This window comes from Pantoea sp. GM_Pan_3, from assembly GCF_026541045.1.
Taxonomy (GTDB): domain Bacteria; phylum Pseudomonadota; class Gammaproteobacteria; order Enterobacterales; family Enterobacteriaceae; genus Pantoea; species Pantoea anthophila.
In genome coordinates this window covers 155,700-179,313 of sequence record NZ_JALNVA010000001.1, presented here as the reverse complement: position 1 = coordinate 179,313, position 23,614 = coordinate 155,700, and the positions used below count along the sequence as shown (strand labels likewise).

The 23,614-nt window shown below is 58.0% G+C and carries 21 protein-coding genes; 13 read left to right on the top strand and 8 right to left on the bottom strand.

Going from position 1 to position 23,614, the window contains the following annotated elements:
• Positions 1-52: 52 nt before the first annotated feature.
• From fruA to OXR04_RS00705, 4 genes are all read right to left on the bottom strand, one after another.
• Positions 53-1,771, bottom strand: a complete 1,719-nt coding sequence (gene fruA / locus OXR04_RS00720) for a PTS fructose transporter subunit IIBC (RefSeq protein WP_058956716.1) — start codon at positions 1,769-1,771, stop codon at positions 53-55.
• Positions 1,772-1,787: 16 nt separating this feature from the next.
• Complete coding sequence (fruK, locus tag OXR04_RS00715; protein ID WP_009089145.1) at positions 1,788-2,726, bottom strand: 1-phosphofructokinase; 939 nt, start codon at positions 2,724-2,726, stop codon at positions 1,788-1,790.
• Positions 2,723-3,853, bottom strand: coding sequence for a fused PTS fructose transporter subunit IIA/HPr protein (fruB, locus tag OXR04_RS00710; protein ID WP_267371705.1), 1,131 nt, complete (start codon positions 3,851-3,853; stop codon positions 2,723-2,725). Before fruB ends, fruK begins: the two co-directional genes overlap by 4 nt.
• Positions 3,854-4,124: 271 nt before the next feature.
• The gene (locus OXR04_RS00705; RefSeq protein WP_009089140.1) at positions 4,125-4,379 is read right to left on the bottom strand and encodes a YkgJ family cysteine cluster protein; all 255 of its coding nucleotides are present in this window, start codon (positions 4,377-4,379) and stop codon (positions 4,125-4,127) included.
• A gap of 163 nt (positions 4,380-4,542) precedes the next feature.
• On the opposite strand from OXR04_RS00705, the gene yeiP reads away from it, so the two are divergent.
• From yeiP to yejF, 9 genes are all read left to right on the top strand, one after another.
• Complete coding sequence (gene yeiP, locus OXR04_RS00700) at positions 4,543-5,115, top strand: elongation factor P-like protein YeiP (protein ID WP_267371708.1); 573 nt, start codon at positions 4,543-4,545, stop codon at positions 5,113-5,115.
• Between the two features lie 72 nt (positions 5,116-5,187).
• Complete coding sequence (locus OXR04_RS00695) at positions 5,188-6,171, top strand: GTP-binding protein (protein WP_267371710.1); 984 nt, start codon at positions 5,188-5,190, stop codon at positions 6,169-6,171.
• Positions 6,172-6,213: 42 nt separating this feature from the next.
• On the top strand, positions 6,214-6,921 hold the full coding sequence (locus OXR04_RS00690; RefSeq protein ID WP_009089134.1) for a phosphatase PAP2 family protein: 708 nt from the start codon (positions 6,214-6,216) through the stop codon (positions 6,919-6,921).
• A gap of 514 nt (positions 6,922-7,435) precedes the next feature.
• Positions 7,436-8,011, top strand: a complete 576-nt coding sequence (gene mepS / locus OXR04_RS00685; protein ID WP_046102239.1) for a bifunctional murein DD-endopeptidase/murein LD-carboxypeptidase — start codon at positions 7,436-7,438, stop codon at positions 8,009-8,011.
• Positions 8,012-8,232: 221 nt separating this feature from the next.
• Entirely contained in the window at positions 8,233-9,795 is a 1,563-nt protein-coding gene (locus OXR04_RS00680) for a cyclic di-GMP phosphodiesterase (protein WP_267371712.1), read from the top strand.
• A 49-nt stretch (positions 9,796-9,844) separates the two neighbouring features.
• Positions 9,845-11,653, top strand: a complete 1,809-nt coding sequence (locus tag OXR04_RS00675; protein WP_267371715.1) for an extracellular solute-binding protein — start codon at positions 9,845-9,847, stop codon at positions 11,651-11,653.
• A 10-nt stretch (positions 11,654-11,663) separates the two neighbouring features.
• Positions 11,664-12,755, top strand: a complete 1,092-nt coding sequence (locus tag OXR04_RS00670; protein ID WP_267371718.1) for a microcin C ABC transporter permease YejB — start codon at positions 11,664-11,666, stop codon at positions 12,753-12,755.
• Entirely contained in the window at positions 12,755-13,777 is a 1,023-nt protein-coding gene (locus OXR04_RS00665) for a microcin C ABC transporter permease (RefSeq protein WP_267371721.1), read from the top strand. Before OXR04_RS00670 ends, OXR04_RS00665 begins: the two co-directional genes overlap by 1 nt.
• Positions 13,778-15,382 (top strand): microcin C ABC transporter ATP-binding protein YejF, encoded by a 1,605-nt coding sequence (gene yejF / locus OXR04_RS00660; RefSeq protein ID WP_267371723.1) that lies wholly within the window; start codon positions 13,778-13,780, stop codon positions 15,380-15,382. It begins immediately after the preceding gene.
• On the opposite strand, the gene OXR04_RS00655 is transcribed toward yejF, so the two are convergent.
• The 3 genes from OXR04_RS00655 to rsuA all read right to left on the bottom strand — a co-directional run bounded on the left by OXR04_RS00655 (position 15,369) and on the right by rsuA (position 17,936).
• The gene (locus OXR04_RS00655) at positions 15,369-15,686 is read right to left on the bottom strand and encodes a hypothetical protein (protein WP_009089120.1); all 318 of its coding nucleotides are present in this window, start codon (positions 15,684-15,686) and stop codon (positions 15,369-15,371) included. The two genes, yejF and OXR04_RS00655, sit on opposite strands and share 14 nt — an antisense overlap.
• Before the next feature lie 283 nt (positions 15,687-15,969).
• Positions 15,970-17,166 carry a Bcr/CflA family multidrug efflux MFS transporter gene (locus OXR04_RS00650; RefSeq protein WP_265138833.1) on the bottom strand — a complete coding sequence of 399 codons (1,197 nt, stop codon included), beginning with the start codon at positions 17,164-17,166 and terminating at the stop codon, positions 15,970-15,972.
• A 50-nt stretch (positions 17,167-17,216) separates the two neighbouring features.
• The gene (gene rsuA, locus OXR04_RS00645) at positions 17,217-17,936 is read right to left on the bottom strand and encodes a 16S rRNA pseudouridine(516) synthase RsuA (RefSeq protein WP_058956725.1); all 720 of its coding nucleotides are present in this window, start codon (positions 17,934-17,936) and stop codon (positions 17,217-17,219) included.
• Positions 17,937-18,091: 155 nt separating this feature from the next.
• Here rsuA and OXR04_RS00640 point away from each other — a divergent pair, with 155 nt between their 5' ends.
• Together OXR04_RS00640 and rplY are read left to right on the top strand one after the other, a co-directional pair.
• Positions 18,092-19,846, top strand: coding sequence for a DEAD/DEAH box helicase family protein (locus tag OXR04_RS00640; RefSeq protein WP_009089113.1), 1,755 nt, complete (start codon positions 18,092-18,094; stop codon positions 19,844-19,846).
• Positions 19,847-19,999: 153 nt separating this feature from the next.
• On the top strand, positions 20,000-20,284 hold the full coding sequence (gene rplY / locus OXR04_RS00635; RefSeq protein WP_009089112.1) for a 50S ribosomal protein L25: 285 nt from the start codon (positions 20,000-20,002) through the stop codon (positions 20,282-20,284).
• A 118-nt stretch (positions 20,285-20,402) separates the two neighbouring features.
• On the opposite strand, the gene yejK is transcribed toward rplY, so the two are convergent.
• Positions 20,403-21,407: a nucleoid-associated protein YejK gene (yejK, locus tag OXR04_RS00630; RefSeq protein ID WP_009089109.1), complete on the bottom strand. Its 1,005-nt coding sequence runs from the start codon at positions 21,405-21,407 to the stop codon at positions 20,403-20,405.
• A 158-nt stretch (positions 21,408-21,565) separates the two neighbouring features.
• Here yejK and OXR04_RS00625 point away from each other — a divergent pair, with 158 nt between their 5' ends.
• Together OXR04_RS00625 and yejM are read left to right on the top strand one after the other, a co-directional pair.
• Positions 21,566-21,793 carry a YejL family protein gene (locus tag OXR04_RS00625; protein ID WP_009089108.1) on the top strand — a complete coding sequence of 76 codons (228 nt, stop codon included), beginning with the start codon at positions 21,566-21,568 and terminating at the stop codon, positions 21,791-21,793.
• A 22-nt stretch (positions 21,794-21,815) separates the two neighbouring features.
• The gene (yejM, locus tag OXR04_RS00620; protein ID WP_058956728.1) at positions 21,816-23,570 is read left to right on the top strand and encodes an LPS biosynthesis-modulating metalloenzyme YejM; all 1,755 of its coding nucleotides are present in this window, start codon (positions 21,816-21,818) and stop codon (positions 23,568-23,570) included.
• The last annotated feature ends 44 nt before the right edge of the window (positions 23,571-23,614 follow it).

Below are 23,614 nucleotides of genomic sequence, written 5' to 3'. Positions count from 1 at the left end.
AACAAAGCAAACAGGGAGCCATCTGGCTCCCTGTTTATTTCACTTCCGCATATCAGGCTTTCGCCAGCTGCTCTTCCGGACGTTTCAGTACCGCGTAGCTCAGACCCGCAATCGCGGTGCCGATGACGATCGCCATCAGATAACCGAGTACCGGGGTAATCGCGCCAGGGATCAGCAGAACGAACAGCCCACCGTGCGGCGCCATCAGTTTCGCGCCAATCGCCATGGAGATGGCACCGGTCACCGCGCCACCCACGATGCAGCAAGGCAGAACACGCATCGGGTCGCGGGCCGCAAACGGAATCGCACCTTCAGAGATAAAGCAGAGACCCAGAACCAGCGCCGCTTTGCCCCCTTCCTGCTGACCTTTGTTGAACTTACGACGTGCAACCAGCGTGGCCACACCCATCGCCAGCGGTGGCACCATGCCGGCGGCCATGATGGCGGCCATCGGTGCATACGTCTGCGAGCTCAGTAAGCCAACGCCAAACGCGTAAGCCACCTTGTTCACCGGACCACCCATGTCAGTACACATCATGCCGCCCAGAATCGCGCCCAGCAGAACCGCGTTGGCGGTGCCCATGTTCGCCAGCCAGTGGGTCAGACCGTTCATGATGCCCGCAACCGGTTTGCCTACCACGTAGATCATCAGCAGGCCGGTAATCAGACTGGCAAACAGCGGAATAATCAGTATCGGTTTCAGCGCTTCCATACTCTGCGGCAGTTTAACTTTGCCGCTGATCAGCTTCGCCGCATAACCGGCAATGAAGCCCGCGATAATGCCGCCTAAGAAACCGGCGTTGATGCTGGTGGCGATCATACCGCCAATCAGACCCGGGGTCAGACCCGGACGGTCAGCGATGGAGAAGGCGATAAAGCCCGCCAGTACCGGCACCATCAGGGCAAAGGCGCTGCCACCACCGATTTGCATCAGGGCAGCCGCCAGCGTGCCCGGCTCTTTAAATGCGGTGATACCAAAGGCAAATGAGAGTGCGATGCTCAGACCGCCTGCGACCACCATCGGCAGCATATAGGAGACGCCGGTCAGCAGATGACGATACGCCCCTGCGCCGCCCTGCTTTTTCTCCTCTTCTGCGCTGGCGTTGCTCTGTCCGCTGGCAGCCGCTTTATAAGGCTTCGCTTCGGCTACCGCTTTATCCAGTTCCTGGGCGGTTTTCTTCAGCGCCAGTCCGGTTGAGGTGCGGTACATCGGCTTACCGGCAAATTTCGCCAGATCGACTTCGATATCGGCGGCCACGATCACCAGATCGGCTGCCGCTACTTCTTCCGGGGTAATCGCGTTACCGGCCCCGACTGAACCGCGGGTTTCAACTTTCACCCACCAGCCGCGACGGGTTGCTTCGGCCTGAATCGCCTCAGCCGCCATAAAGGTGTGCGCCACGCCGGTCGGACAGGCGGTAACGGCAACCACACGTTTCTGCGCGCCAGCCTGAGCCGGAGCCGCAGCAGATGCGCCCGCCGGTGTCGCCACCGCAGCCTGCGACTGCCAGGTCTTGGCTTCTGCTTTCGCGCGGTTCAGAAAGGTTTCCGGCTCACGGACGGCCAGCTGGACATCGCCCTGCCAGAGCGCTTTGCCGTTCAGCGCCGCGTCGTCCGGCACGTTTTTACCCAGCACAATCACCAGTTCAGCATCGGCAGGGTTTTCAGTCAGGGTCAGGCCCGCAGCAGCTGCCGCAGCAGCCAGGCGCTGTTGCGCCATGTAAGCGGAAGCCAGTCCCAGTGTAGGGTCTTTTATCAGCAGCGTTTTCATTATCGCTCTCCTGCTGTCAGTTAACGGGTTGTAAGTCGACACGCGCCATCATGGCGGCCAACTGAGTTCGATCGGATACACCAACATTACTCTGGCTGACGGCCATCGCCGCCACGGCAGTGGCAAGACGCAGCGTATGCTCGCTGGACTCGCGCATCAGCAGACCATAAATCAGGCCGCCCACCATTGAGTCGCCGGCACCCACGGTGCTGACCACATCGCAGACCGGGGGTTTGGCAATCCATTCGCCGGAGGCGTTGACCCACAGCGCCCCTTCTGCGCCCAGTGAAATCACCACATGGGCGATGCCCTGCTCGCGCAGTTCGTGCGCGGCACCAATCACATCCTGCAGCGTCGGCAGTTTGCGACCGGCCCAGATTTCCAGCTCACGGCGGTTAGGCTTCACCAGCCACGGGGCGGCTTTCAGTCCTGCCACCAGCGCCTCACGGCTGCTGTCAAAGATGATGCACGGGCAGTGGGTGCGCAGTTCGGTCATCCAGCGGGTAAAGGCGTCGTGATCGACTCCTTCCGGCAGGCTGCCGCTGACGCAGACCATATCGAACTGGCCCAGCCAGGTCAGGGAGTCGGTGGTGAAGCGATCCCAGTCCTGACCCGTCACCTGAAAACCGGAGAAATTCAGATCGGTCACATCGCCGGTCTGTTCGGTGAGTTTCACGTTGATGCGGGTGCGGCCTGGCACCACCTGAAAACGGTTAGCAATACCCAGCTCGCTGAACAGCTGCTGGAAGCCATCCTGATTCTCTTTGCCCAGGAAGCCGCCGACGGTCACGTCAATGCCCAGATCTTTCAGGACTTTGGCGACGTTAATGCCCTTGCCCGCCGCATGCAGTCCGGTGGTTTTCACCAGATTGACTTCGCCGCGTTCAATTTCAGGGGTATAGCCCACCAGGTCATACGCCGGATTCAGCGTAATGGTGGCGACACGTCTGCTCATGCTGCCCCCTCGCCCAGACCACTGCTGATCGCCTCTTCAATGGCGTTCAGCGCCTGCTGAGCATCATCGCCGCTGGCGGTAAAGCGCAGGCGATGCCCTTTCTTCACGCCCAGCGCCACCACTTTCATCAGGCTGCGACCATTGGCAGGTTTACCGCTGCCGTCGAGGTTGGTCACGGTGATCTCGCTGTTGAACTGCTTGATGACGCTGACCAGCGCCGTGCCCGGACGGGCATGCAGGCCATGTTCGTTGCGGATGGTGAATTCAGCGGTCAGCACGTCAGCCTGCTCATCGACTTCGCTGGTCAGCAGCGCATAAACGCCTGCGGCATCCGCTTTCAGCAGACGATCGGCTTTCCCCTGCTGCAGTAAGGCGCTCAGGTAGCCCAGCACCTCCAGTGGACGTTCATCGGTTGCCGACACGCTGATCAGCATCGCAGCCGATTCGCCCTGATGGTCGAAGGGATGGGCAGCACGGCTGATCGCCACGCCACTGCGCAGGTTGCCCAGGCTGCTGTCGCTGAGCCAGATGCCCTGCCCCAGGTTCAGCGGGGAGGCTGAAACCACATCCGCCACATAGCTGGCATCCACAACGCCAGCGGATTGCAGACGACCGGCGTTCATCGCCTGTAGGGTGATCAGGTCGCTGGCCGCGACGTTAAGGGTAATTAATGCGGTGTCGAAGCTGAATTCGGCGGCTTGTTTCTCGCCCATCAGCAACGCACGAAGATCTTCAGCAGAGGCGGTTTTCAGCTGTTCGGCAACGGAGTCATCGCTCAGAACGTGGGTCAACTGACGCAGCAGCGCCAGATGCTCATCAGACTTCGCGGCAATGCCGATGGCGACATAGGCGGTCTGATCGTCACCCCAGGCAATGCCCTGCGGGAACTGAAACACCTGAACGCCGGTTTTCAGCACCAGATCGCGGGTGTCTGTGGTGCCATGAGGGATAGCGATGCCGTTACCGAGAAAGGTGGAGGTTTGCTGTTCGCGCGCCAGCATGCCGTTGACATACCCTTCAGTCACATTGCCCGCCGCGGTTAACGCGGCAGCGACCTGACGAATGGCCTCTTCTTTATTCTGGGCGCTGGCTCCGGTATGGATAGCCTGCAATTCGAGCTGGAACATAATTCTCCTCGCTTGCTGAGATTGAATCGTTTCAGCCGGTGGGGAGATTTTTGCGTCGCACTGTCAGGGACAGGTTGCCGGACCACCGCTGAAACGTTTCAGGGATTGTGGTACAGCGCGATTCTGCAGGCAAGAAAATGCGCAAACGGCGTAGCAGATTTTTGATGTTACGCACATTTCATGACGGTTGTGAGGCAGAAAGGTCGATCCGGCTGAAGCTATTGCTGTAAGGCAACCACGCCATCAGAAAAACGTCAGCTGCGTCAGCGCCTCAGGGGGCCGTATCCGCTTCCAGCTGCAGCAACCAGGTCATCGCCTGCTCGCGCGAGTCGCCGCACATGCTCGCTTGCGGCTGCAGCCCGGAACAGACGGCGGGACGCAGGGGCGAACCAAAGAGTTTGCAGCGCAGCAGCGCATCAAGCTGAATGCAGGGGGTATTGGCGGGCTTGCCGTCGGGCATACCGGGGATGGGGGATGAGATAGAGGGTGCCGTGCAACAGGCACCGCACTGGCTACGGCATTGCATGCTGAGCTCCGGCAAAGAAAGTCGCGGCGACAATAGCAGTCCGGCGCGACAATTACCATGAATGCGGCGGCCTGACGCAAAATTTCGCACCCGCGATATTGCCAGTTTTCACCGGCGCGAGTAACGTTGCGCGCACTTCACTCTCAAGATAGCGAGAACAGCAATGCCAAAAGCCAACGAAATCAAAAAAGGGATGGCCGTCACGCACAACGGTAAACTGCTGCTGGTTAAGGACATTGATGTCCAGAGCCCCAGCGCACGCGGTGCCGCCACCCTCTATAAGATGCGCTTTACCGATGTCCGTACCGGTTTAAAAGTTGAAGAGCGCTTTAAGGGCGACGAGATTATTGATGCGATTTCGCTCAGCCGTCGCAGCGTGACCTTCTCTTATATAGATGGTGACGAATATATCTTTATGGATGACGAAGACTACACCCCCTACACCTTCAAATGCGATCAGATCGAAGAAGAGCTGCTGTTTATTCCGGAAGGAGGCATTCCGGGTATCCATGTGCTGACGATGGAAGGTCAGGTGCTGGCACTGGAACTGCCCCAGACGGTCGATATGGAGATCGTTGAAACCTCGCCGGGTATTAAAGGTGCTTCTGCCAGCGCCCGCACCAAACCCGCCGGAATGAGCACCGGCCTCTCGATTCAGGTGCCGGAATATCTGAGCAACGGTGACCGCATCCGCATCCATATTGCCGAACGTCGCTATATGGGGCGCGCCGAGTAAGCGAGGGCGGGAAACCGATCGTGATAATGTTATAGTATTACATTATCACGCTATCCCGGCAGGAGCCTTCCCATGACGCGCGTTAATCTCATCACCGGTTTTTTAGGCAGCGGAAAAACCACCCTGCTCTGCCATCTGCTGGCCGCCAGGCCCGCAGGCGAACAGTGGGCCGTGCTGGTCAATGAATTTGGCGAAATCGGCATCGATGGCGCGCTGCTGGCGGATCGCGGCGCGACGCTGAAAGAGATCCCTGGCGGCTGTCTCTGCTGCGTCAATGGCCTGCCCATGCAGGTCGGGCTGAATATGCTGCTGAAGAGCAGGCCTGACCGGTTGCTGATAGAGCCGACCGGCCTGGGGCATCCGCGCCAGGTGCTGGAGATGCTCAGCGCGCCGGTCTATCAGTCGTGGCTGCAACTTAATGCCACCCTGACGCTACTCGATGCGCGCCAGCTTGCCGATCCGCGCGTGGTCGCCGATGAGAACTTCCGCGACCAGCTGGCTGCCGCCGACATCATTATCGCCAACAAGCGCGACTGCTGGGAGGATGAAGATCGTCAGCGTCTGACTGACTGGCAGCAGCAGATGCAGCCGCCACGTCCAGTGATCGCGACCGAGTTTGGCCGGATTCCCTCCGGCCTGCTTGATACGCCGCGCCAGCCACGTGAACTTCCCCTGCCACACCATCATCACCATCATCACCCTCATACGACGAAACCGGCGAGCGGTCTGGCCGCCTTACAGCTGGAAGGGGCGGCGCGCTGGCGGCGGGCGCTGAACCACGGACAGGGCTATAGCGCCTGCGGCTGGCTGTTTGATAGTGACACGTTGTTTGACGCCGCTGCGCTGCTGGAGTGGGTCCGGCAGGCGCCGGTGGATCGGATCAAAGGCGTGATGCGCATCCGCGAAGGCACAATGCGTATTAACCGTCAGGCAAAAGAGTTGCAGAGTGAGACACTCGCCGCCACGCCATCCGACAGCCGCATCGAGATTATTCATTCTGAGCAGGCTGACTGGAATCGGCTACAATCGGCGTTGTTGAAGTGCCGTTTACGCTAACAGAGGTATTGTCGGCGGTTATTTTTTTAATTGAGCTTACTTATGCGCGCAATTCGTCTTATTACTATCCTGCTGCTGAATGCCCTGGGCGTCGTGCTCTTTCTTTCGTGGTATCTGCCGCCTCAGCATGGTTTCTGGTTCGGCATCGATAAATCGATTTTTTATGGCTTCAATAATCAGATGGTGACCCATCCGCTGTTTGCGCTGATCGTCGCTATCACCAACTTCCGTGGCTTTGATGTGGTGTCACTGCTGGCGATGGGCCTGCTGTATCTGTCGATCTGGCGCCATGAAGCGCCTCAGGCACGCCGCCGGATGCTGGCTATCGGTATCACCATGCTGCTGACTGCCGTGGTGCTGAATCAGCTGGGGCATCTGCTGCCGGTGAAACACTCCAGCCCGACCCTCTTCTTCGAAAACGTGCATCGCGTCAGTGAGCTGACCGGCATTCCCGCCAAAGATGCGTCGAAAGACAGCTTCCCTGGCGACCACGGCATGATGCTGATTATTTTCGCCTGCTTTATCTGGCGTTATTTTGGTTTCAGCCGTTTTTTAATCGCGCTGGCAATTGTGGTGCTATTTTCTCTGCCGCGCGTCATGGCCGGGGCGCACTGGTTTACCGATATTGCCGTGGGATCGCTGTCCGTGGTTCTGGTGGGTCTGAGCTGGTGGCTTTTAACCCCTGCCAGTGACGCGCTGGTTAACTGGTTTTATCGCAAATTACCGGGAAAATATAAGCCCGTGATGTAAATGTTAAGCGCGGTCGGTTTATTTGACAGGATGTTAACTGCCCGCGCTAATAAAAAACAGCTCATCATTATTAGTCTGCTAATTAAAATAGCGAGAGGAAAAGGTTATGACCCCGCCAGGTGGTTAAATAGTCGTCACCCGCCGCTGTCAATAAAGAAAATTCCAGAATCCGTTTCTATGCGCCGAATTGGCGCCCCTTTTACCGCTTGTTATCGCCATCATTTCCCCATAATTGTTGCTAAATTAGTCAGCGTGTTACGGTTTGATTTCACATCAAAAAAACCTATATAAAATTGATTAAAAGCACTCGCCACGGCGTGTGTAATCAGTTAACCTCAGTCCCTGTGAGGCATTAGCGGCAGAAAATTCGGATTTTTACCGTGAAAAAATGTGTCCATTAACACATTTTAGTCATTAAGGATTTGTCTTAGTCTGTCTCGCTTATTAATCTCCCTGTTTTGTTATCTGGCTGGCGACAATTCTGTCGTAAGGACATCGAAGGAAAACCCGAATAATGGTCAAGTCTCAACCAATACTGAGATATATTTTGCGGATTGTGCCCGCACTGGCGCTGGCAACCCTCCTCTCAGCTTGTAGCAGTACCCATAGCAGTCAGAACGCGAATAACGAGAATCATGAAGTTAACAACCAGAATGGTTTTTTACTTCAGGCGTCTCAGGATGAGTTTGAAGAAATGGTGCGTAATGTCGACGTTAAGTCGCGCATCATGGAACAATACGCCGTCTGGAAAGGTGTGCGCTATCGTCTCGGTGGCGATACCAAACGCGGAATCGACTGTTCCGCCTTTGTACAACGTACCTTCCGCGATCAGTTTGGCCTGGAATTACCCCGCTCCACCTCTGAGCAGCAGGACACCGGCAGAGAAATTACCCGCAGTAAACTGCGTCCGGGCGATCTGGTGATGTTCCGCGCAGGTTCAACCGGTCGTCATGTCGGGATCTATCTGGGCAACGATAACTTCGTTCATGCCTCAACCAGCAGTGGCGTCATGATCTCCAGTCTGAATGATGACTACTGGAAAAAGCGTTACCGTGAAGGGCGCCGGGTACTGAGTCGTAACCCGTCCTGATCCTCAGATTCGATTTTCTCTCAGCCAGAGAACATGAAACGCTGCTTACGCAGCGTTTTTTTTCGTCTTTTGTTTTATCCGCCTTCGCCATAGCAGATAAAAGCATTGTATTTCAGATTAATAACGAGACATCCCCGGCATTCTCGTTATATTCTCGGTCGCTTAAACCGAAGCAGTCGTGTGCATTAACATAATAATAATTTGATCAGGGGAAGCTCCTCATGCCACTGTCGGGGGCGCTACAGCGCCATGCCACCTATCCTCACCGAATCGCATGGCGTAGCGCGATGGTCGGCGGCCTATTCTTTCTCCTGTTCACGCTGCTGGCGATGCATCACACCTGGCATAAGCGCGAGCGGCAACATCAGCGCCTGCTGGAGCACAGCCGGTCGGCACTACAGCAAACGCTCGCCAGCCTGTATAACAGCACCCTCAGTCCCCTGCTTCCGTTTACCCATAATGCCTGCCATACCATCAATCGTGAACTGACCTCACGCGCCGCCTTTGCCGGGAATCTTCGTGCCATCCTGCTGGTGAACAATGGCAATGCCTTTTGCTCCTCGGCCACCGGCAGTTTCAGTCTGCCGATCAACGTGATTTCGCCCCAGAGTGATATCTCGCGCGATACCGATTTGCAGCTGATGCCGGGCACGCCGTTGCAGCCGGATAAACCGGCCCTGGCCCTGTGGGTAAAGAATCCCGGCAATCTGCAGACCGGGGTTTTCGCGACACTCAACATCAGCCTGGCCCCCTATCAGCTGATGGCCTCCTGGCATCCGGAGATTACCGGTATGGCGCTGGTGGCACAGCACAGTGCCCTGACCAGCTGGCAGCATGGCGTAACGGAGAATGAGAACCTGCCGACACCGCTGGTTCAGCGGTCGCTGGAAGGCTATCCGCTGCAGTTTGTTCTCTACGGTTCCACTCTCGCCTTCAGCGATTATCAGAACATCCTGCTGAGTGGTCTGCTGCTGTCACTGCTGGTTGCCGGTGGCTGCTGGCTGCTGCTCGCCCACTATCAGCGTCCGGGCAGAGAGCTGATTCGGGGCATGAAGCGGGGCGAGTTTCACGTGGAGTATCAGCCGCTGGTTACTTCTCACGATAGTCAGCCTTATGGCATGGAGGCACTGCTGCGCTGGACGCACCCGACGGAAGGCCCGATCCCGCCCGATGTCTTTATTCAGTATGCCGAGTCGCAAAACCTGATTGTTCCACTGACCCGCCATCTGTTTCAGCTGGTTTCCCGCGATGCGCACCTGCTCTGTCACACCGTTCCCCGTTATGCCAGCCTCAGCCTCAACATTTCGCCCCTGCACCTGGCCGACCGCAGCTTCCGTCAGGATGTCCTGAACTGGCTTGAGAGCATGCCGGTCGGCCACTTTAATTATGTGTTCGAGATTACTGAACGCGTCATGGTGCGCGACGAAAATGTCGGCGAGCTGTTTGACTGGCTGCATCAGCAGCAGATCCGCATCGCCATTGATGACTTCGGCACCGGACACAGCGCACTGATCTATCTGGAGCGCTACGCCTTTGATTACCTGAAAATCGATCGCGGCTTTGTGCAGAGTATCGGCACCGAGACGCTGACCTCGCCTGTTCTGGATACCGTACTGCAGCTGGCAAAAAAGCTGAACCTGAAAAGCGTGGCCGAGGGCGTGGAAACGGGCGAACAGGCGGCGTGGCTGATCAATCGCGGCGTGACTCACCTGCAGGGTTATATCTTTAGTCGCCCGCTGCGGCCGGAAACGCTGATAGACTATTTTCAGCGTCATCGCGCCTGACCGGTCTGGCCCGGGCGGAGCCGAACACTTACTGGAGAGGGCATTCGCTATGCTGCTTCGCGCTGGACTTCTGCTGACAGGTGCCCTACTCAGCGCCCCGCTGCTGGCCGCCTCCGTTCTGCAAAGTTACGCTTTTACTCAGGCCGGGGAAGCGAAATATCCGCCCGGCTTCAGCCACTATGAGTATGCCGATCCCGATGCGCCCAAAGGCGGCAGCATCACCCTGGCGGTTATTGGCACCTACGACAACTTCAACCGCTACGCCTCGCGCGGCAATCCGGGTATCAATACCGGTGCGCTTTATGATGGGCTCTACACCAGTTCAGACGACGAGCCGGGTAGCTACTACCCGCTGATCGCCCTGTCGGCGCGCTACGCCAGCGATTTTTCGTGGACTGAGATTCGCCTGAATCCCCGCGCCCGCTTTCACGATGGCTCACCGATTACGGCCCGTGATGTGGCTTTCAGCTTTCAGAAGTTTATGACCGAAGGCGTGCCTCAGTTCCGTGTGGCCTATCGCGGCGTGACGGTGACCGCGCTGAACGATCTTACGGTGCGCATCGACGCGACTAAACCGGACAGAGATCTGCTGATGGGCTTGCTGACGCTGCCGGTCATTCCGGCGTCATTCTGGAAAGATAAGCAGTTTAATGAGCCGCTGAGCGCCCCGCCGCTCTCCAGCGGGCCCTATCGCATCAGCCGCTGGAAGCTGGGTCAGTTTATTGAGTTCAGCCGGGTCAAAGATTACTGGGCCGCCGATCTGCCGGTGAATCGCGGGCGCTTCAATTTTGATCGGATGCGCTACGACTACTATCTGGATGACAACGTGGCGTTCGAAGCCTTTAAAGCGGGGGCTTACGACTGGCGTGAGGAGGTCTCAGCGAAGAAATGGGCCACCCAGTATCGCGGCCGCGCCTTCGACGAGGGCGATATAGTGAAGCAGACCACGCCCAACGAGGCCGCTACTGATACCCGCTGGCTGGCGTTTAACAATGAGAAACCGCTGTTCCATGACCGTCGCGTGCGCCAGGCTTTTTCACTGATGTTCGATTTTAACTGGATGAATAAGGCGCTCTATTACGGTGCCTGGCAGCGCGCCAGCAGCTACTTCCAGAACACAGAGTATGCTGCTCAGGGTGCGCCGGATGCGGAACAGCGGGCCCTGCTGGCACCGTGGCGCGCGCAGTTGCCCGCCGGACTGTTCACTCAGCCTTACCAGCCTCCGGCGAGCGATGGCAGTGGCTACGACCGCGCCAGCCTGTTAAAAGCATACGCGCTGCTGAAAGAGGCGGGCTGGCAGATTAAGAATCAGCGTCTGGTCAATGACAAAACCGGTCAGCCGTTCACCGTTGAGCTGCTGCTGCGCGGCGGCACCAGCACGGAGTGGGCACTGCCGTTCCAGCACGCGCTCTCGCGGCTCGGCATCACCCTGAACCTGCGGCAGATCGACAGCTCGCAATATCTGCGGCGCTGGCGTGAAGGCGACTATGACATGATCGCTACCCTCTATCAGGCGATGCCGATCCCCACCTCCAGCCTGCAGATCCTGTGGCAGTCAAACTACATCAGCTCCTCCTGGAATACCGCGCGGGTGAGAGATCCTGTCGTTGACCACTTCGTGCAGCAGATCGTGGCGCACCAGGGCGATCCCGCTGCGCTGCGGCCGCTGGCGCAGTCACTGGATCGGGTACTGCTGTGGAATGCGTATATGATCCCGATGTGGTACAACGCAGAGCAGCGGCTGGCTTACTGGGATAAGTTTTCCCATCCCGCCCGCAAGCCTGCCTACAGTACCGGTCTGGATAGCTGGTGGTACGACGCACACAAAGCCGGACGCCTGCCGGCCAGTAAACGCTAAGGAGACGCCGTTGACCGCTTACTTTCTGCGCAGACTCCTGCTGATCGTTCCGACGCTGTGGGCGATCATCACGCTGAACTTCTTTATTGTGCAAATCGCCCCCGGCGGACCGGTCGATCAGGCGCTGGCTAATATTGAGTTTGGTCAGACAACCGGCCTGCCCGGCAGCGGCGCCGACAGCGCCGGTTCACATGCCACGCGCAGTCATCTCAATCCCGCCGACAATCAGTACCGGGGCGCACGCGGGCTGGACCCGGAGGTAATTGCAGAGATCAAACAGCGCTACGGATTCGATAAACCCCTGTGGCAGCGCTACGGCGAGATGCTGTGGAACTATCTGCGCTTCGATTTTGGCGACAGCCTGTTTCGCAGCGCCTCGGTAGTGGGGCTGATCAAAGAGAGCCTGCCGGTTTCCATCAGTCTGGGGTTATGGAGCACCCTGATTATCTATCTGGTGTCGATCCCGCTGGGTATCCGCAAGGCGGTGCGCAACGGCTCTGCGTTTGATATCTGGAGCAGCGCCCTGATTATTGTGGGCTACTCCGTTCCGGCTTTCCTGTTCGGCATCATGCTGATCGTACTGTTTGCCGGGGGCAGCTATCTGGACTGGTTTCCGCTGCGCGGGCTCACCTCTGCGCAGCACGACACGCTGCCCTGGTATGGTCAGGTGCTGGATTACTTCTGGCACATCGCGTTGCCGGTGCTGGCGACGGTGATCGGCGGCTTCGCCACGCTGACGATGCTGACAAAAAACGCGTTTCTGGATGAGATCCGCAAACTCTATGTGGTGACCGCGCGCGCCAAAGGAGTGCCGGAGCGGCGTATTCTCTATCATCATGTGTTTCGCAATGCGATGCTGCTGGTCATCGCCAGCTTTCCTGCCACCTTTATCAGCATGTTCTTTACCAGTTCCGTGCTGATCGAGGTAATGTTCTCCCTGAACGGGCTGGGGCTGCTCGGCTATGACGCCACCCTGCAACGCGACTATCCGGTCATGTTTGGCACGCTCTATATTTTTACCCTGATCGGGTTACTGATGAACATTCTCAGCGATCTGACCTATACGCTGGTCGATCCGCGCATCGATTTCAGGAGCCATTGATGCCGCTTTCTCCCCTCACTCAGCAGCGCTGGCAGCGCTTTCGCCATAACCGGCGCGGCTACTGGTCGCTGTGGATCTTTCTGGTCCTTTTTCTGCTGTCGCTGGGTGCCGAGCTGATTGCCAATGAAAAGCCGCTGCTGGTGCATTACCAGCAGCGCTGGATGCTGCCACTGCTGTTTAACTACAGCGAAACGGACTATGGCGGCGTGCTGCCGACCGCCGCCGATTATCAGGACCCGTGGCTGCAGCAGCGCATTGCCCGGCAGGGCTGGGCCCTGTGGGCGCCGATTCGCTTCAGCGACAGCACCCTCAATTTTGCGACCCAGGTGCCCTTCCCCTCTCCGCCGTCGGCGCAGAACTGGCTTGGTACCGACGCCAACGGGGGCGACGTGCTGGCGCGGCTGCTTTACGGCACGCGTATCTCGCTGCTATTCGGTCTGCTGCTGACGCTCTTCTCCAGCGTAATTGGCATTGTGGTCGGCGCGGTGCAGGGCTATTTCGGCGGCAGAATCGATCTGATCGGGCAGCGGCTGGTTGAAGTCTGGTCCGGCATGCCCGCGCTGTTTCTGCTGATTTTACTCTCCAGCGTGATCCAGCCCGGCTTCTGGTGGCTGCTGCTGGTCACCGTCGCCTTCGGCTGGATGAGTCTGGTCAGCGTGGTGCGGGCCGAGTTTCTGCGCACCCGTAACTTCGATTACATTCGCGCGGCGCAGGCCCTTGGCGTCAGCGACGGCCGGATTATGCTGCGCCATATGCTGCCTAACGCCATGGTGGCGACTCTGACCTTTCTGCCATTTATTTTGTGTGGGTCGATCACCACCCTCACCTCACTCGACTTTCTCGGCTTTGGTCTGCCGCTGGGCTCGCCCTCGCTGGGGGAGCTGCTGCTGCAGGGCAAAAACAACCTGCAGGCGCCATGGTTAGGCCTGGCAGGCTTTTTCACGCTCGCGATCCTGCTTTCGCTGCTGATTTTTATTGGCGAAGCGGTGCGCGATGCCTTCGATCCGGGCAAAGGAGTCTGAATGACGACACCCTTACTGGCCATCAACGATCTTTCGATTGCCTTTCGTCAGGGCGATGCGCTTCGCCCGGTGGTGGAGGATCTCTCCCTGCGCATCAATGCAGGCGAAACCCTGGCGCTGGTGGGCGAGTCAGGCTCCGGCAAGAGCGTGACGGCGCTGTCGGTGATGCGACTGCTGCATGAGGCGTCGGTGGTTTATCCCCGGGGCGAGATCCTGTTTCAGGGTGAAGATCTGCTGCGCGCCCCGGAGGCGCGGCTGCGTGCCCTTCGCGGCAATCAGATGGCGATGATTTTTCAGGAGCCGATGGTGTCGCTCAATCCGCTGCACACCGTAGAAAAGCAGCTGTATGAAGTGCTCTCGCTGCATCGCGGACTGCGTCGTCCGGCGGCCCGCGGAGAGATACTCAGCGTGCTTGATCGGGTCGGCATCCGGCAGCCTGCCGCCCGGCTCAACGATTTTCCGCACCAGCTCTCCGGTGGCGAACGCCAGCGCGTGATGATCGCCATGGCCCTGCTGACCGAACCCCAGCTGCTGATCGCCGATGAGCCGACCACCGCGCTGGATGTGACGGTGCAGGCGCAGATCCTGAAGCTGCTCCGCGAACTGCAGCGGGAGATGAACATGGGCATGCTGTTTATCACCCATAACCTGAATATTGTGCGCCAGCTGGCGGATAGCGTCAGCGTGATGCGTCAGGGTCGCATCGTGGAACAGAACCGCGGTCAGGTTCTGCTGGACCAGCCGCAGCATCCTTACAGCCAGCAGTTACTGGCCGCGGAACCGGAAGGAACCGCGCTGCCGCTGCCTGCGGACGCCCCGGTGATACTTCGGGTCGAACAGCTTCAGGTCAGTTTTCCGCTACGGCGCGGCCTGTTCCGGCGGCAGGCGGCCGAAAAGATCATACTCGCCGGGCTGAGTTTTACCCTGCGGCGCGGCGAAAGTCTGGGCCTGGTTGGCGAGTCCGGTTCGGGCAAAAGCACCACCGGGCTGGCGCTGCTGCGGCTGATCCGCTCGCGCGGGGAAGTCTGGTTTGATGGTCAGCCGCTGCATCAGCTGACGCGCCGGCAACTGCTGCCGCTGCGCCAGCGCATTCAGGTCGTGTTTCAGGACCCCAATTCCTCCCTGAATCCGCGGATGACGGTGCAGCAGATTATTGCCGAAGGCATGGCGGTACATCTGCCCGCTATCGGCCGGGCAGAACAGGAGCAGCGCGTCATCGCGGTGATGGAAGAAGTGGGACTCGATCCGGAAAGCCGTCACCGCTATCCGGCCGAATTTTCGGGGGGGCAGCGACAGCGGATCGCCATCGCGCGGGCGCTGACTCTGGAACCGGAGCTGCTGGTGCTGGACGAACCGACCTCTTCGCTGGACCGCACGGTGCAGAAACAGATCCTGACGCTGCTACGTCGTCTGCAGCAGCAGCGCCAGCTCAGCTATCTGTTTATCAGTCACGATCTCGATGTGGTTCGCTCCCTGTGTCACCAGCTTATCGTGCTGCGTCAGGGGGAAGTGGCAGAACAGGGAGAGTGTGAAAAGTTGTTTGCTTCACCTGAGAACGACTACACCCGCGAACTGCTGCAGTCGTCCCGGCTCAGCCTGCGTTAAAGGTTTCGGCAATCGCCACGCCCTGATTTTTCAGGCAGCAGTTAGTGGCACTCTCGTCACGGCGCTGAATGAACAGGCAGGGCTGCCCTTCACATTCGGCCACTTTACAGTCGACCTGAATCTCTGCCAGCACCTCTTTTAACTGCTGCAGGATTTCCCACGCCGGAATGCCATCGTGGCTGATCAGACGCAGCGCCACGAACTCCTGGTCATCCAGGGCTTCATCAGGCTCAATAGCACTGTGGCGATCGCTGGCCCAGCGGAAACGCTGCGGCAGGCGATGCACAATTGAAAGTTGCAGCATCGTTTACTCTCCCCGAATGAGTTTATGTCGCAACACACAGCAACCGACGCTGAAAGCTGACCGACAACCGCTGAGTCCGGACGAGTGTTAATCGTCTGCCCGCGCGCATTTTTTGCGACTCGCATCGCACTTCTGGCTATATGTACCGCGTTCACACGCCGTTAACAATCATTTTAGACGCAATATGATTACTTTTTTAGCTAAAGATTTTCACAATAAAGAAACATAACCAGAAAGGTCGTTAACAGAGCCAGCGGTAACGGGGAAAAACCCCTGCGCCCGGCTAGCGGGACGCAGGATGGGGACGTGACGCGTAGAAAAAGAGCAGCAGGGAAATCGTCGCGCACAGCGCGATGGTGCCCACCATCGGCCAGGCGCTGTTGAAACTCATCAGCGACAGTAGCGCCCCCACAAAAGCCCCGACGCCAAAACGCAGGGTGCCCGCCAGAGAGGAGGCCGTGCCCGCCATGTGCGGGAACACATCCAGGATCACCGCCATCGCATTGGATGAGACGATCGACACACAGCCGATAAACAGTGCGACACCCAGCACCAGCGGCAAAAAGCCCAGGTCAAAGGCGCTGACCAGCAGCAGCCAGATCCCCATAGAGAACTGGATCAGCAACCCCAGCCGGAACATCGCGACCGGGCCAAAGCGGCGCACGGCCCTGCTGTTAATCAGGGTCAGCACGAAGAGAAACACCACGTTAAGGCCAAAGTAGTAGCCAAAGTTTTGCGGCGAAACGTGATTCAGTTCGATATAAACAAAGGGACCGGCGTTAAGAAAGGTGAAGAGTCCGGCAAAGGAGAAGCCGCTCGCCAGCATATAACTGAAGGCCCGTTTGTGACGAAACAGCGTGACGAAATTACCCAGCGTGGTGCGCAGATGGAACCGCTGGCGCTGCTCCGGCTTCAGGGTTTCGCGGATCTGCGTGGTCACCAGCAGTGTGGTAACTAATGCCGCGCCCGACAGCGCCCAGAAGATGGCGTGCCAGCTCCAGAGCACCAGCAGCCAGCCGCCGATAATCGGCGCCAGCAGCGGCGCAATGGTGGTGATCAGCATCACGAAGGACATCATGCGCGAAAAGTCCTCTTTCGAGTAACTGTCGCGCATCAGGGCGTTGATCACCACGCTGGCGGCCGCAGCCGACAGCCCATGCAGAAAGCGCATGGTAATCAACTGATCAATGCTTTGTGACAATGCACAGGCCGCGGCGGCGCAGGCAAAGATCAGCGTGCCAAGTGCAATCACCGGCTTGCGGCCGTAGCTGTCCGCCAGCGGCCCATAGATGAGCTGCCCGATCGCGAACCCCAGAATGTAGAGATTCAGCGACATCTGCACGCTACCCGCCGACACGCCAAACTCACGCGCAATCTGCGGCATGGCAGGCAGATACATGTCGATCGACAATGGCATCAGCATGGCTAACAGACCGAGGATGACGACCAGACCTGTTGGCGAATTCTTTTCCTTACGCACACCTTCTCCTGCCCTGTGGGACTGGCACGGGCTGCTGGCAGCCCGTCCGCTTATTTAGCCTGTAACTCTTTTGGCAGACCAATACTGGCGATCTCTTCTTCCGTCAGCGGCCGGTATTCGCCCGGTTCCAGATCGGCGTCCAGCACGATGTCGCCAATGCGCTCACGATGCAGCTCCACCACCCGATTGCCCACCGCCGCAAACATCCGTTTCACCTGGTGATAACGCCCTTCGCTCAGGGTCAGCAGCACTTCGGTCGGCGTGATCACCTCCAGCTGTGCCGGTTTGGTCAGGCTCTTCTCATTGTGCAGCTGTACGCCCGCCGTAAACTGTGCGGCCGTATCGTCACTGACCGGCGATTCCAGTGTGACGCGATAGGTTTTCTCGCAGTGATGACGCGGCGAGGTAATCCGGTGTGACCACTGACCATCATCCGTCATCAGCACCAGTCCGGTGGTGTCGATATCGAGACGCCCTGCTGCGTGCAGTTTGAAAGACATCGGCTCTTCGAGGAAATAGAGGATGGTGGGATGATCGGGATCGTCGGTTGAGCAGACGTAACCCTGTGGTTTGTTCAGCATAAAGTAGCGTGGACCGGTGAGCATCTGCAGCACGTTGCCGTCATAGGCGACTTCGTGGTCGGGCAGCAGTTTAAACGCGGTATCGCGCACGATCTCCCCGTTCACGGTGACACGCTGGCCACGGATTTCGCGATGAGCGATGGCGCGGCTGATTTCCAGTTGCTGAGAGATGAATTTGTCGAGTCGCATGAATTCGTTTTGCCTGTTACTGCGGAGGGAATCTGAAACGGCCTGGTTAACCGTTGAAAATGTGCGGGAAGTATAACGTGATCTGCGTCCGCCTGACAGCGCGTTTACCGGACTTTCATGGCATAATTGCCGCCAGTTTTGCAAAAGTGAGCGCTATGTCTTTTACCTTACGCCCCTATCAGCAGGATGCGGTTAATGCCACCGTTGCGCATTTCCGTCGTCATCAGGAACCTGCCGTGATCGTACTGCCCACCGGCGCCGGGAAGAGTCTGGTGATCGCCGAGCTGGCACGGCTGGCACGTGGCCGGGTGCTGGTGCTGGCGCACGTCAAAGAGCTGGTGGCACAGAACCACAGCAAATATGAAGCGTACGGGCTGGAGGCGGACATCTTTGCCGCCGGACTGCAGCGCAAAGAGAGTCAGCGCAAAGTGGTGTTTGGCAGCGTGCAGTCCATCGCGCGTAACCTCGAACAGTTCGACAGCGCCTTTTCACTGGTGATTGTCGACGAGTGCCATCGCATCGGCGATGACAAAGAGAGCCAGTATCAGCAGATCTTCAGTCATCTGCGCCAGCACAATCCTCAGCTCCGTTTACTTGGCCTGACCGCCACGCCGTTCCGGCTGGGCAAAGGCTGGATCTATCAGTTCCACTATCACGGCATGGTGCGGGGCGACGAGAAATCGCTGTTCCGCGACTGCATCTATGAACTGCCGCTGCGTTACATGATCAAGCATCAGTTCCTGGTGCCGCCGGAGCGGCTGGATATGCCGGTGGTGCAGTATGACTTCAGCCGCCTGACGGCGCAGTCGAACGGCCTGTTCAGCGAAGCCGATCTGAATCGCGAACTGAAACAGCAGCAGCGCGTAACGCCCCATATCATTCGTCAGATTGTGGAGTTCGCTGAGGATCGGCTGGGGGTGATGATCTTCGCTTCCACCGTGGATCATGCGCGTGAAATCCTGCAACTGCTGCCCGAAAACAGCGCGCTGGTCTCCGCCGAAACGCCCGCCCGCGAACGTGATGCCCTGATCCTGGCGTTTAAAGCGCAGCAGCTGAAATTCCTGGTGAACGTAGCGGTACTGACTACCGGCTTTGATGCGCCGCACGTTGACCTGATTGCGATACTGCGCCCGACCGAGTCGGTCAGCCTCTATCAGCAAATCGTCGGCCGCGGCCTGCGGCTCTCGCCCGGTAAGCGCGACTGCCTGATCCTCGATTATGCCGGTAATCCCCACGACCTCTTCACGCCGGAAGTCGGCGCGCCGAAAGGGGCCAGCGACAATCAGCCGGTGCAGGTTTTCTGCCCCGCCTGCGGCTTTGCCAATACCTTCTGGGGCAAGGCGACCGAAGATGGTATGGTCATCGAACATTTTGGCCGGCGCTGCCAGGGGGTGCTGGAAGATGATGAGGGAGAACGCGAACAGTGCGACTATCGTTTCCGCTTTAAAAGCTGTCCCGACTGCGGCGCGGAAAATGATATCGCCGCCCGGCGCTGTCACCAGTGCGATAAAGTGCTGGTCGATCCCGACGATATGCTCAAAGCGGCACTGAAACTCAAGGATGCACTGGTGCTGCGCTGTGGCGGCATGACGCTGGAACAGGGATCGGATGCTAAAGGTGAGTGGCTCAAAGCGACCTACCATGACGAGGATGGCACCAGCGTCAGCGAACGTTTCCGGCTGCAGACGCCCGCGCAGCGGAAAGCGTTTGAGCAACTCTTTATGCGTCCGCATCAGCGCGCACCCGGTGTACCGCTTGGCTGGCAGACCGCCGCCGACGTGCTGGCGCTGCAGCCGCTGTTGCGCCATCCCGATTTTGTGGTGGCCAGGGCCAAAGGCCAGTTCTGGCAGATCCGTGAAAAGATGTTTGATTATCAGGGCCGCTACCGCCGCGCGAATGAGCTGCGCTGACGCGGATGCACCGCTGGCAGGCGGCTATATCGTTTGCTCCCGGCAGGGATAACCGCTATACTGCCGCCCGCTTTTGCATGTGCATCAGCGGAATTGAATAACCTGCCTGTTACTGGGTCGCCTGTAGCAGGAATTAAATAAAGAGACGTATTAATGTTCACTATCAATGCAGTAGAACGTAAAGAGCAGGGTAAGGGTGCGAGCCGCCGCCTGCGTACAGCAAACCGTTTCCCGGCCATCATCTACGGTGGTTCTGAAGCGGCTGTTGCCATCGACCTGGATCACGACTCCGTAATGAACCTGCAGGCAAAACCAGGTTTCTACGAAGAAGTGCTGACCCTGGTTGTTGACGGTAAAGAAACCAAAGTGAAAGTTCAGGCTGTTCAGCGTCACCCGTTCAAGCCAAAACTGTTTCACATCGACTTCGTTCGCGCGTAATCGCGAGCCTTGTTGAACGTAGAAGGGCCGGTTGCGAAACCGGCCCTTTTATTTTGTCTGTCACTGCCAAAGGTTATTGCCGCGCAGCGTCAAAAAAGCCGGGCTGAGCCCGGCTTTTTTATTTGCTGCTGGTGCGGCGCTGTAGCTGGTCACGCAGATTGGGGGGCGTGCCTTTGATTGTCAGGGTGTCCGTTGCCGGGTCCCAGAAAATACGCTCGCCCAGTAACATGGCGTCGAAGTTCAGAGTCAGTCCCCCGCCGCTGCCGGCAAACTTCGTCAGCTGGCGCAGCGTGCTGCGATCCGCCGGGAAGCTCTCCTCAAGTTCGTAGCCCTGCTCCTGGGTAAAGGCCTGAAAGGTTTTTTCACCCACCGGTGGCAGTTCGCCTGACAGATCTTCCAGCGCAATCTCTTCGCCCGCCTGCAGCTGCTCGTTGCAGTAGCTGTAGACCTGCTGGCGATAATTCTGCCGCTCCTGCTTATCCAGCCCGGATTCGTTGCAGTAGTCATCCACCGCCTGCAACAGTCCCCGGTTCTGCGCCTTGGTGTCTAATCCCACTTCAGCACCGAGGAAGTCCATGAAGAAGTCAGCCACTTTACGTCCGACGCGGCCGCGCAGGAAGGTCAGATAGCGGGTCGATTCCGGGTTGGTTTCCCACTCGGTTAAATCGATGCGCGCGACGATATCCGCATGATTGATGTCGAGATAGTGGGTGCTGCTGATATCCATCTGCTCGTTGACGCGCATGCTGGACTGGCTGTTCAGCACGGCGATCAGCAGATAGTCTACGGCCAGATAGCGGTAGTGAATAAACAGCACCACGCCGCTTTCGGCGAACGGATATTTCGCCAGTTCATCACGCAGGCGACCGGTGGCGGCACGGCTAAAGGCGAGAAAATCATCGTTGCCCTTACGACAATTACGCAGCGCTTCTGCCAGTTCACTCTCTGCATTAAACAGGCCGTAGGCTTTGCTTTTTGCGCTGTAAACCCGGTGTAACTCCTCCACCATCGCGTTGACCGTGTTGGTGGCAGGCAGCAGCGAATCGCGCAGCGCCAGCTCAAGCTGGTTTTCATCGCGTTTGATTAACTGGTGCAGGGCAATCTGGTCGATATCCAGACTCATGGTAGACTCTCCTTTTAGCTCAGGCGCGTATTCAAACACCGCCGGCATCGGCTTTCAACTCCATACGTAAAGCGGACGCGGTACTTTCGATAAAATTGCGGAAAAAAGTACGCTGTTCCGGTACTATATCGCCTTTTGAAATGAGCTCAGACGACCTTATGCCACAATCATCCCGTTACAGCGACGAACGCGTGGAACAACTCCTCGCGGAAATGGCCCAAATCCTGCAGAAGGATAAGGCCCCCACCGACCTCTCCCTGATGGTCCTGGGCAATATGGTGACTAACCTGATTAACAGCGATGTTGCCCCGGCGCAGCGTCGCTCTCTGGCCCGATCTTTCGCCGATGCCCTGCAGGCGTCAGTGCGTGACGACAACGCTCACTAATTGGCTGATTTGATTTTATAATATGGTAACCAACCGGCAGCGCTACCGCGAAAAAGTCTCCCAGATGATTAGCTGGGGGCACTGGTTTGCTCTGTTTAATATCTTATTCGCGCTGATTTTAGGCAGTCGCTACCTGTTGGTCGCCGACTGGCCTTCTTCACTGGCGGGGCGTATCTACGCCTATACCAGCTGGGTTGGCCACTTCAGTTTTATCGTTTTTGCCGCCTATTTGCTGATCATCTTCCCGCTGACGTTTGTGGTGATGTCGCAACGGCTGATGCGGGTAGTGTCCGCGGTGGTCGCCACCGCAGGTCTGACGCTGGTCATGGTCGACAGCGCGGTGTTCAGCCGCTTCCACCTTCACCTGAACCCGGTGGTGTGGGAGCTGGTGATTAACCCCGATCAGAGCGAGATGGCGCGCGACTGGCAGCTGATGTTTATCAGCGTGCCGCTGATTTTTCTGGTCGAGATGCTGTTTGCGACCTGGAGCTGGCAAAAACTGCGCAGTTTGAATCGCCGGTCGTTTGGTAAGCCGCTCGCGGCCCTGTTTATCAGCGCCTTCTTTGCCAGCCACCTGATGTATATCTGGGCTGATGCCAACTTCTATCGCCCGATAACCATGCAGCGCGCTAACCTGCCGCTCTCCTATCCGATGACCGCCCGCCGTTTCCTGGAGCGTCACGGTCTGCTGGATGCGCAGGAGTATCAGCGTCGCCTGGTTCAGCAGGGCGACCCGGAAGCGCTGGCGGTGGAATATCCGCTGAGCGACATTACCTTCCGCGATGGCGGTACACGCAATAACCTGCTGGTGCTGACCGTGGATGGCCTGAATAACGCCACGATGGCCAGTGCGCTGCCGCAACTCAATCAGTTTGCCAGCGAAAACGTGCGTTTCACGCAGCACTACAGCGCCGGAGATACCCCGGAGAAAGGGTTGTTTGGCCTCTTCTACGGCATCTCCTCCAGCTACATGAACGGTATTCTGGCATCCCGTACGCCGTCTGCCCTGCTGGGCGCGTTGAGCACGCAGGGTTATCAGTTTGGCCTGTTCTCCTCTGAGGGCTTTAATCCGCCGCTCTACCGACAGGCGCTGCTGACCGACTATTCACTGCCGGCGATGACCAGCCAGCCGAACGCCAGCACCGTCGCGCAATGGCAGAACTGGCTGGAGAAGCAGACAGGTTCCCAGGCACCCTGGTTCTCCTGGATCGCGCTGAACGGCCCTGACGTCACCGGCGACAGTGCCAAAGCCCGTCAGCGCAGTTATCTGCGTCAGGCACCCGCCGTCGATCAGCAGATTCATGCCGTTCTGAGCAGCCTGCAGGCACGTGATTTGCTGAAGAATACAGTGGTGGTGATCACCGCGCAGCGCGGTCTGGCGCTGGAGGGTAACCCTGACAGCGCAGGCAATCGCCAGACATTGCAGGTGCCATTAGTGATTCACTGGCCTGATACGCCCGCGCAGACCGTTGATCGTCTCTCCGATCATCAGGATGTGATGACGACGCTGATGCAGCGCCTGCTGCATGTGCGAACCAATCCGGTGAACTATTCGCAGGGTGAAGATCTGTTTGCTGCACGTCGTCGCCATGACTGGGTCGCCAGCAGCGAAGAGAACAAGCTGGTGATCACCACGCCGCAGGTGACGCTGGTGCTCAACAACAACGGCAGCTATCGCGCTTATGATGCCGCGGGCAATGCGCTGAAGGATCACAAGCCGGAACTGACGTTGCTGTTGCAGGTATTAACTGAGGAGAAGCGATTTATCGCTAACTGATTAATTATCAGGCAAATAGTCAGCTGGTGTCTTGCATTCATGCC

Coding starts and splice junctions, on each gene's coding strand:
- yejF (WP_267371723.1), top strand. CDS start 13,778: ATGACGACACCCTTACTGGCCATCAACGATCTTTCGATTGCCTTTCGT.
- OXR04_RS00695 (WP_267371710.1), top strand. CDS start 5,188: ATGACGCGCGTTAATCTCATCACCGGTTTTTTAGGCAGCGGAAAAACC.
- OXR04_RS00640 (WP_009089113.1), top strand. CDS start 18,092: ATGTCTTTTACCTTACGCCCCTATCAGCAGGATGCGGTTAATGCCACC.
- OXR04_RS00665 (WP_267371721.1), top strand. CDS start 12,755: ATGCCGCTTTCTCCCCTCACTCAGCAGCGCTGGCAGCGCTTTCGCCAT.
- fruA (WP_058956716.1), bottom strand. CDS start 1,771: ATGAAAACGCTGCTGATAAAAGACCCTACACTGGGACTGGCTTCCGCT.
- OXR04_RS00690 (WP_009089134.1), top strand. CDS start 6,214: ATGCGCGCAATTCGTCTTATTACTATCCTGCTGCTGAATGCCCTGGGC.
- rplY (WP_009089112.1), top strand. CDS start 20,000: ATGTTCACTATCAATGCAGTAGAACGTAAAGAGCAGGGTAAGGGTGCG.
- OXR04_RS00655 (WP_009089120.1), bottom strand. CDS start 15,686: ATGCTGCAACTTTCAATTGTGCATCGCCTGCCGCAGCGTTTCCGCTGG.
- yeiP (WP_267371708.1), top strand. CDS start 4,543: ATGCCAAAAGCCAACGAAATCAAAAAAGGGATGGCCGTCACGCACAAC.
- yejM (WP_058956728.1), top strand. CDS start 21,816: ATGGTAACCAACCGGCAGCGCTACCGCGAAAAAGTCTCCCAGATGATT.
- yejK (WP_009089109.1), bottom strand. CDS start 21,407: ATGAGTCTGGATATCGACCAGATTGCCCTGCACCAGTTAATCAAACGC.
- OXR04_RS00705 (WP_009089140.1), bottom strand. CDS start 4,379: ATGCAATGCCGTAGCCAGTGCGGTGCCTGTTGCACGGCACCCTCTATC.
- fruB (WP_267371705.1), bottom strand. CDS start 3,853: ATGTTCCAGCTCGAATTGCAGGCTATCCATACCGGAGCCAGCGCCCAG.
- OXR04_RS00680 (WP_267371712.1), top strand. CDS start 8,233: ATGCCACTGTCGGGGGCGCTACAGCGCCATGCCACCTATCCTCACCGA.
- OXR04_RS00625 (WP_009089108.1), top strand. CDS start 21,566: ATGCCACAATCATCCCGTTACAGCGACGAACGCGTGGAACAACTCCTC.
- rsuA (WP_058956725.1), bottom strand. CDS start 17,936: ATGCGACTCGACAAATTCATCTCTCAGCAACTGGAAATCAGCCGCGCC.
- fruK (WP_009089145.1), bottom strand. CDS start 2,726: ATGAGCAGACGTGTCGCCACCATTACGCTGAATCCGGCGTATGACCTG.
- OXR04_RS00675 (WP_267371715.1), top strand. CDS start 9,845: ATGCTGCTTCGCGCTGGACTTCTGCTGACAGGTGCCCTACTCAGCGCC.
- mepS (WP_046102239.1), top strand. CDS start 7,436: ATGGTCAAGTCTCAACCAATACTGAGATATATTTTGCGGATTGTGCCC.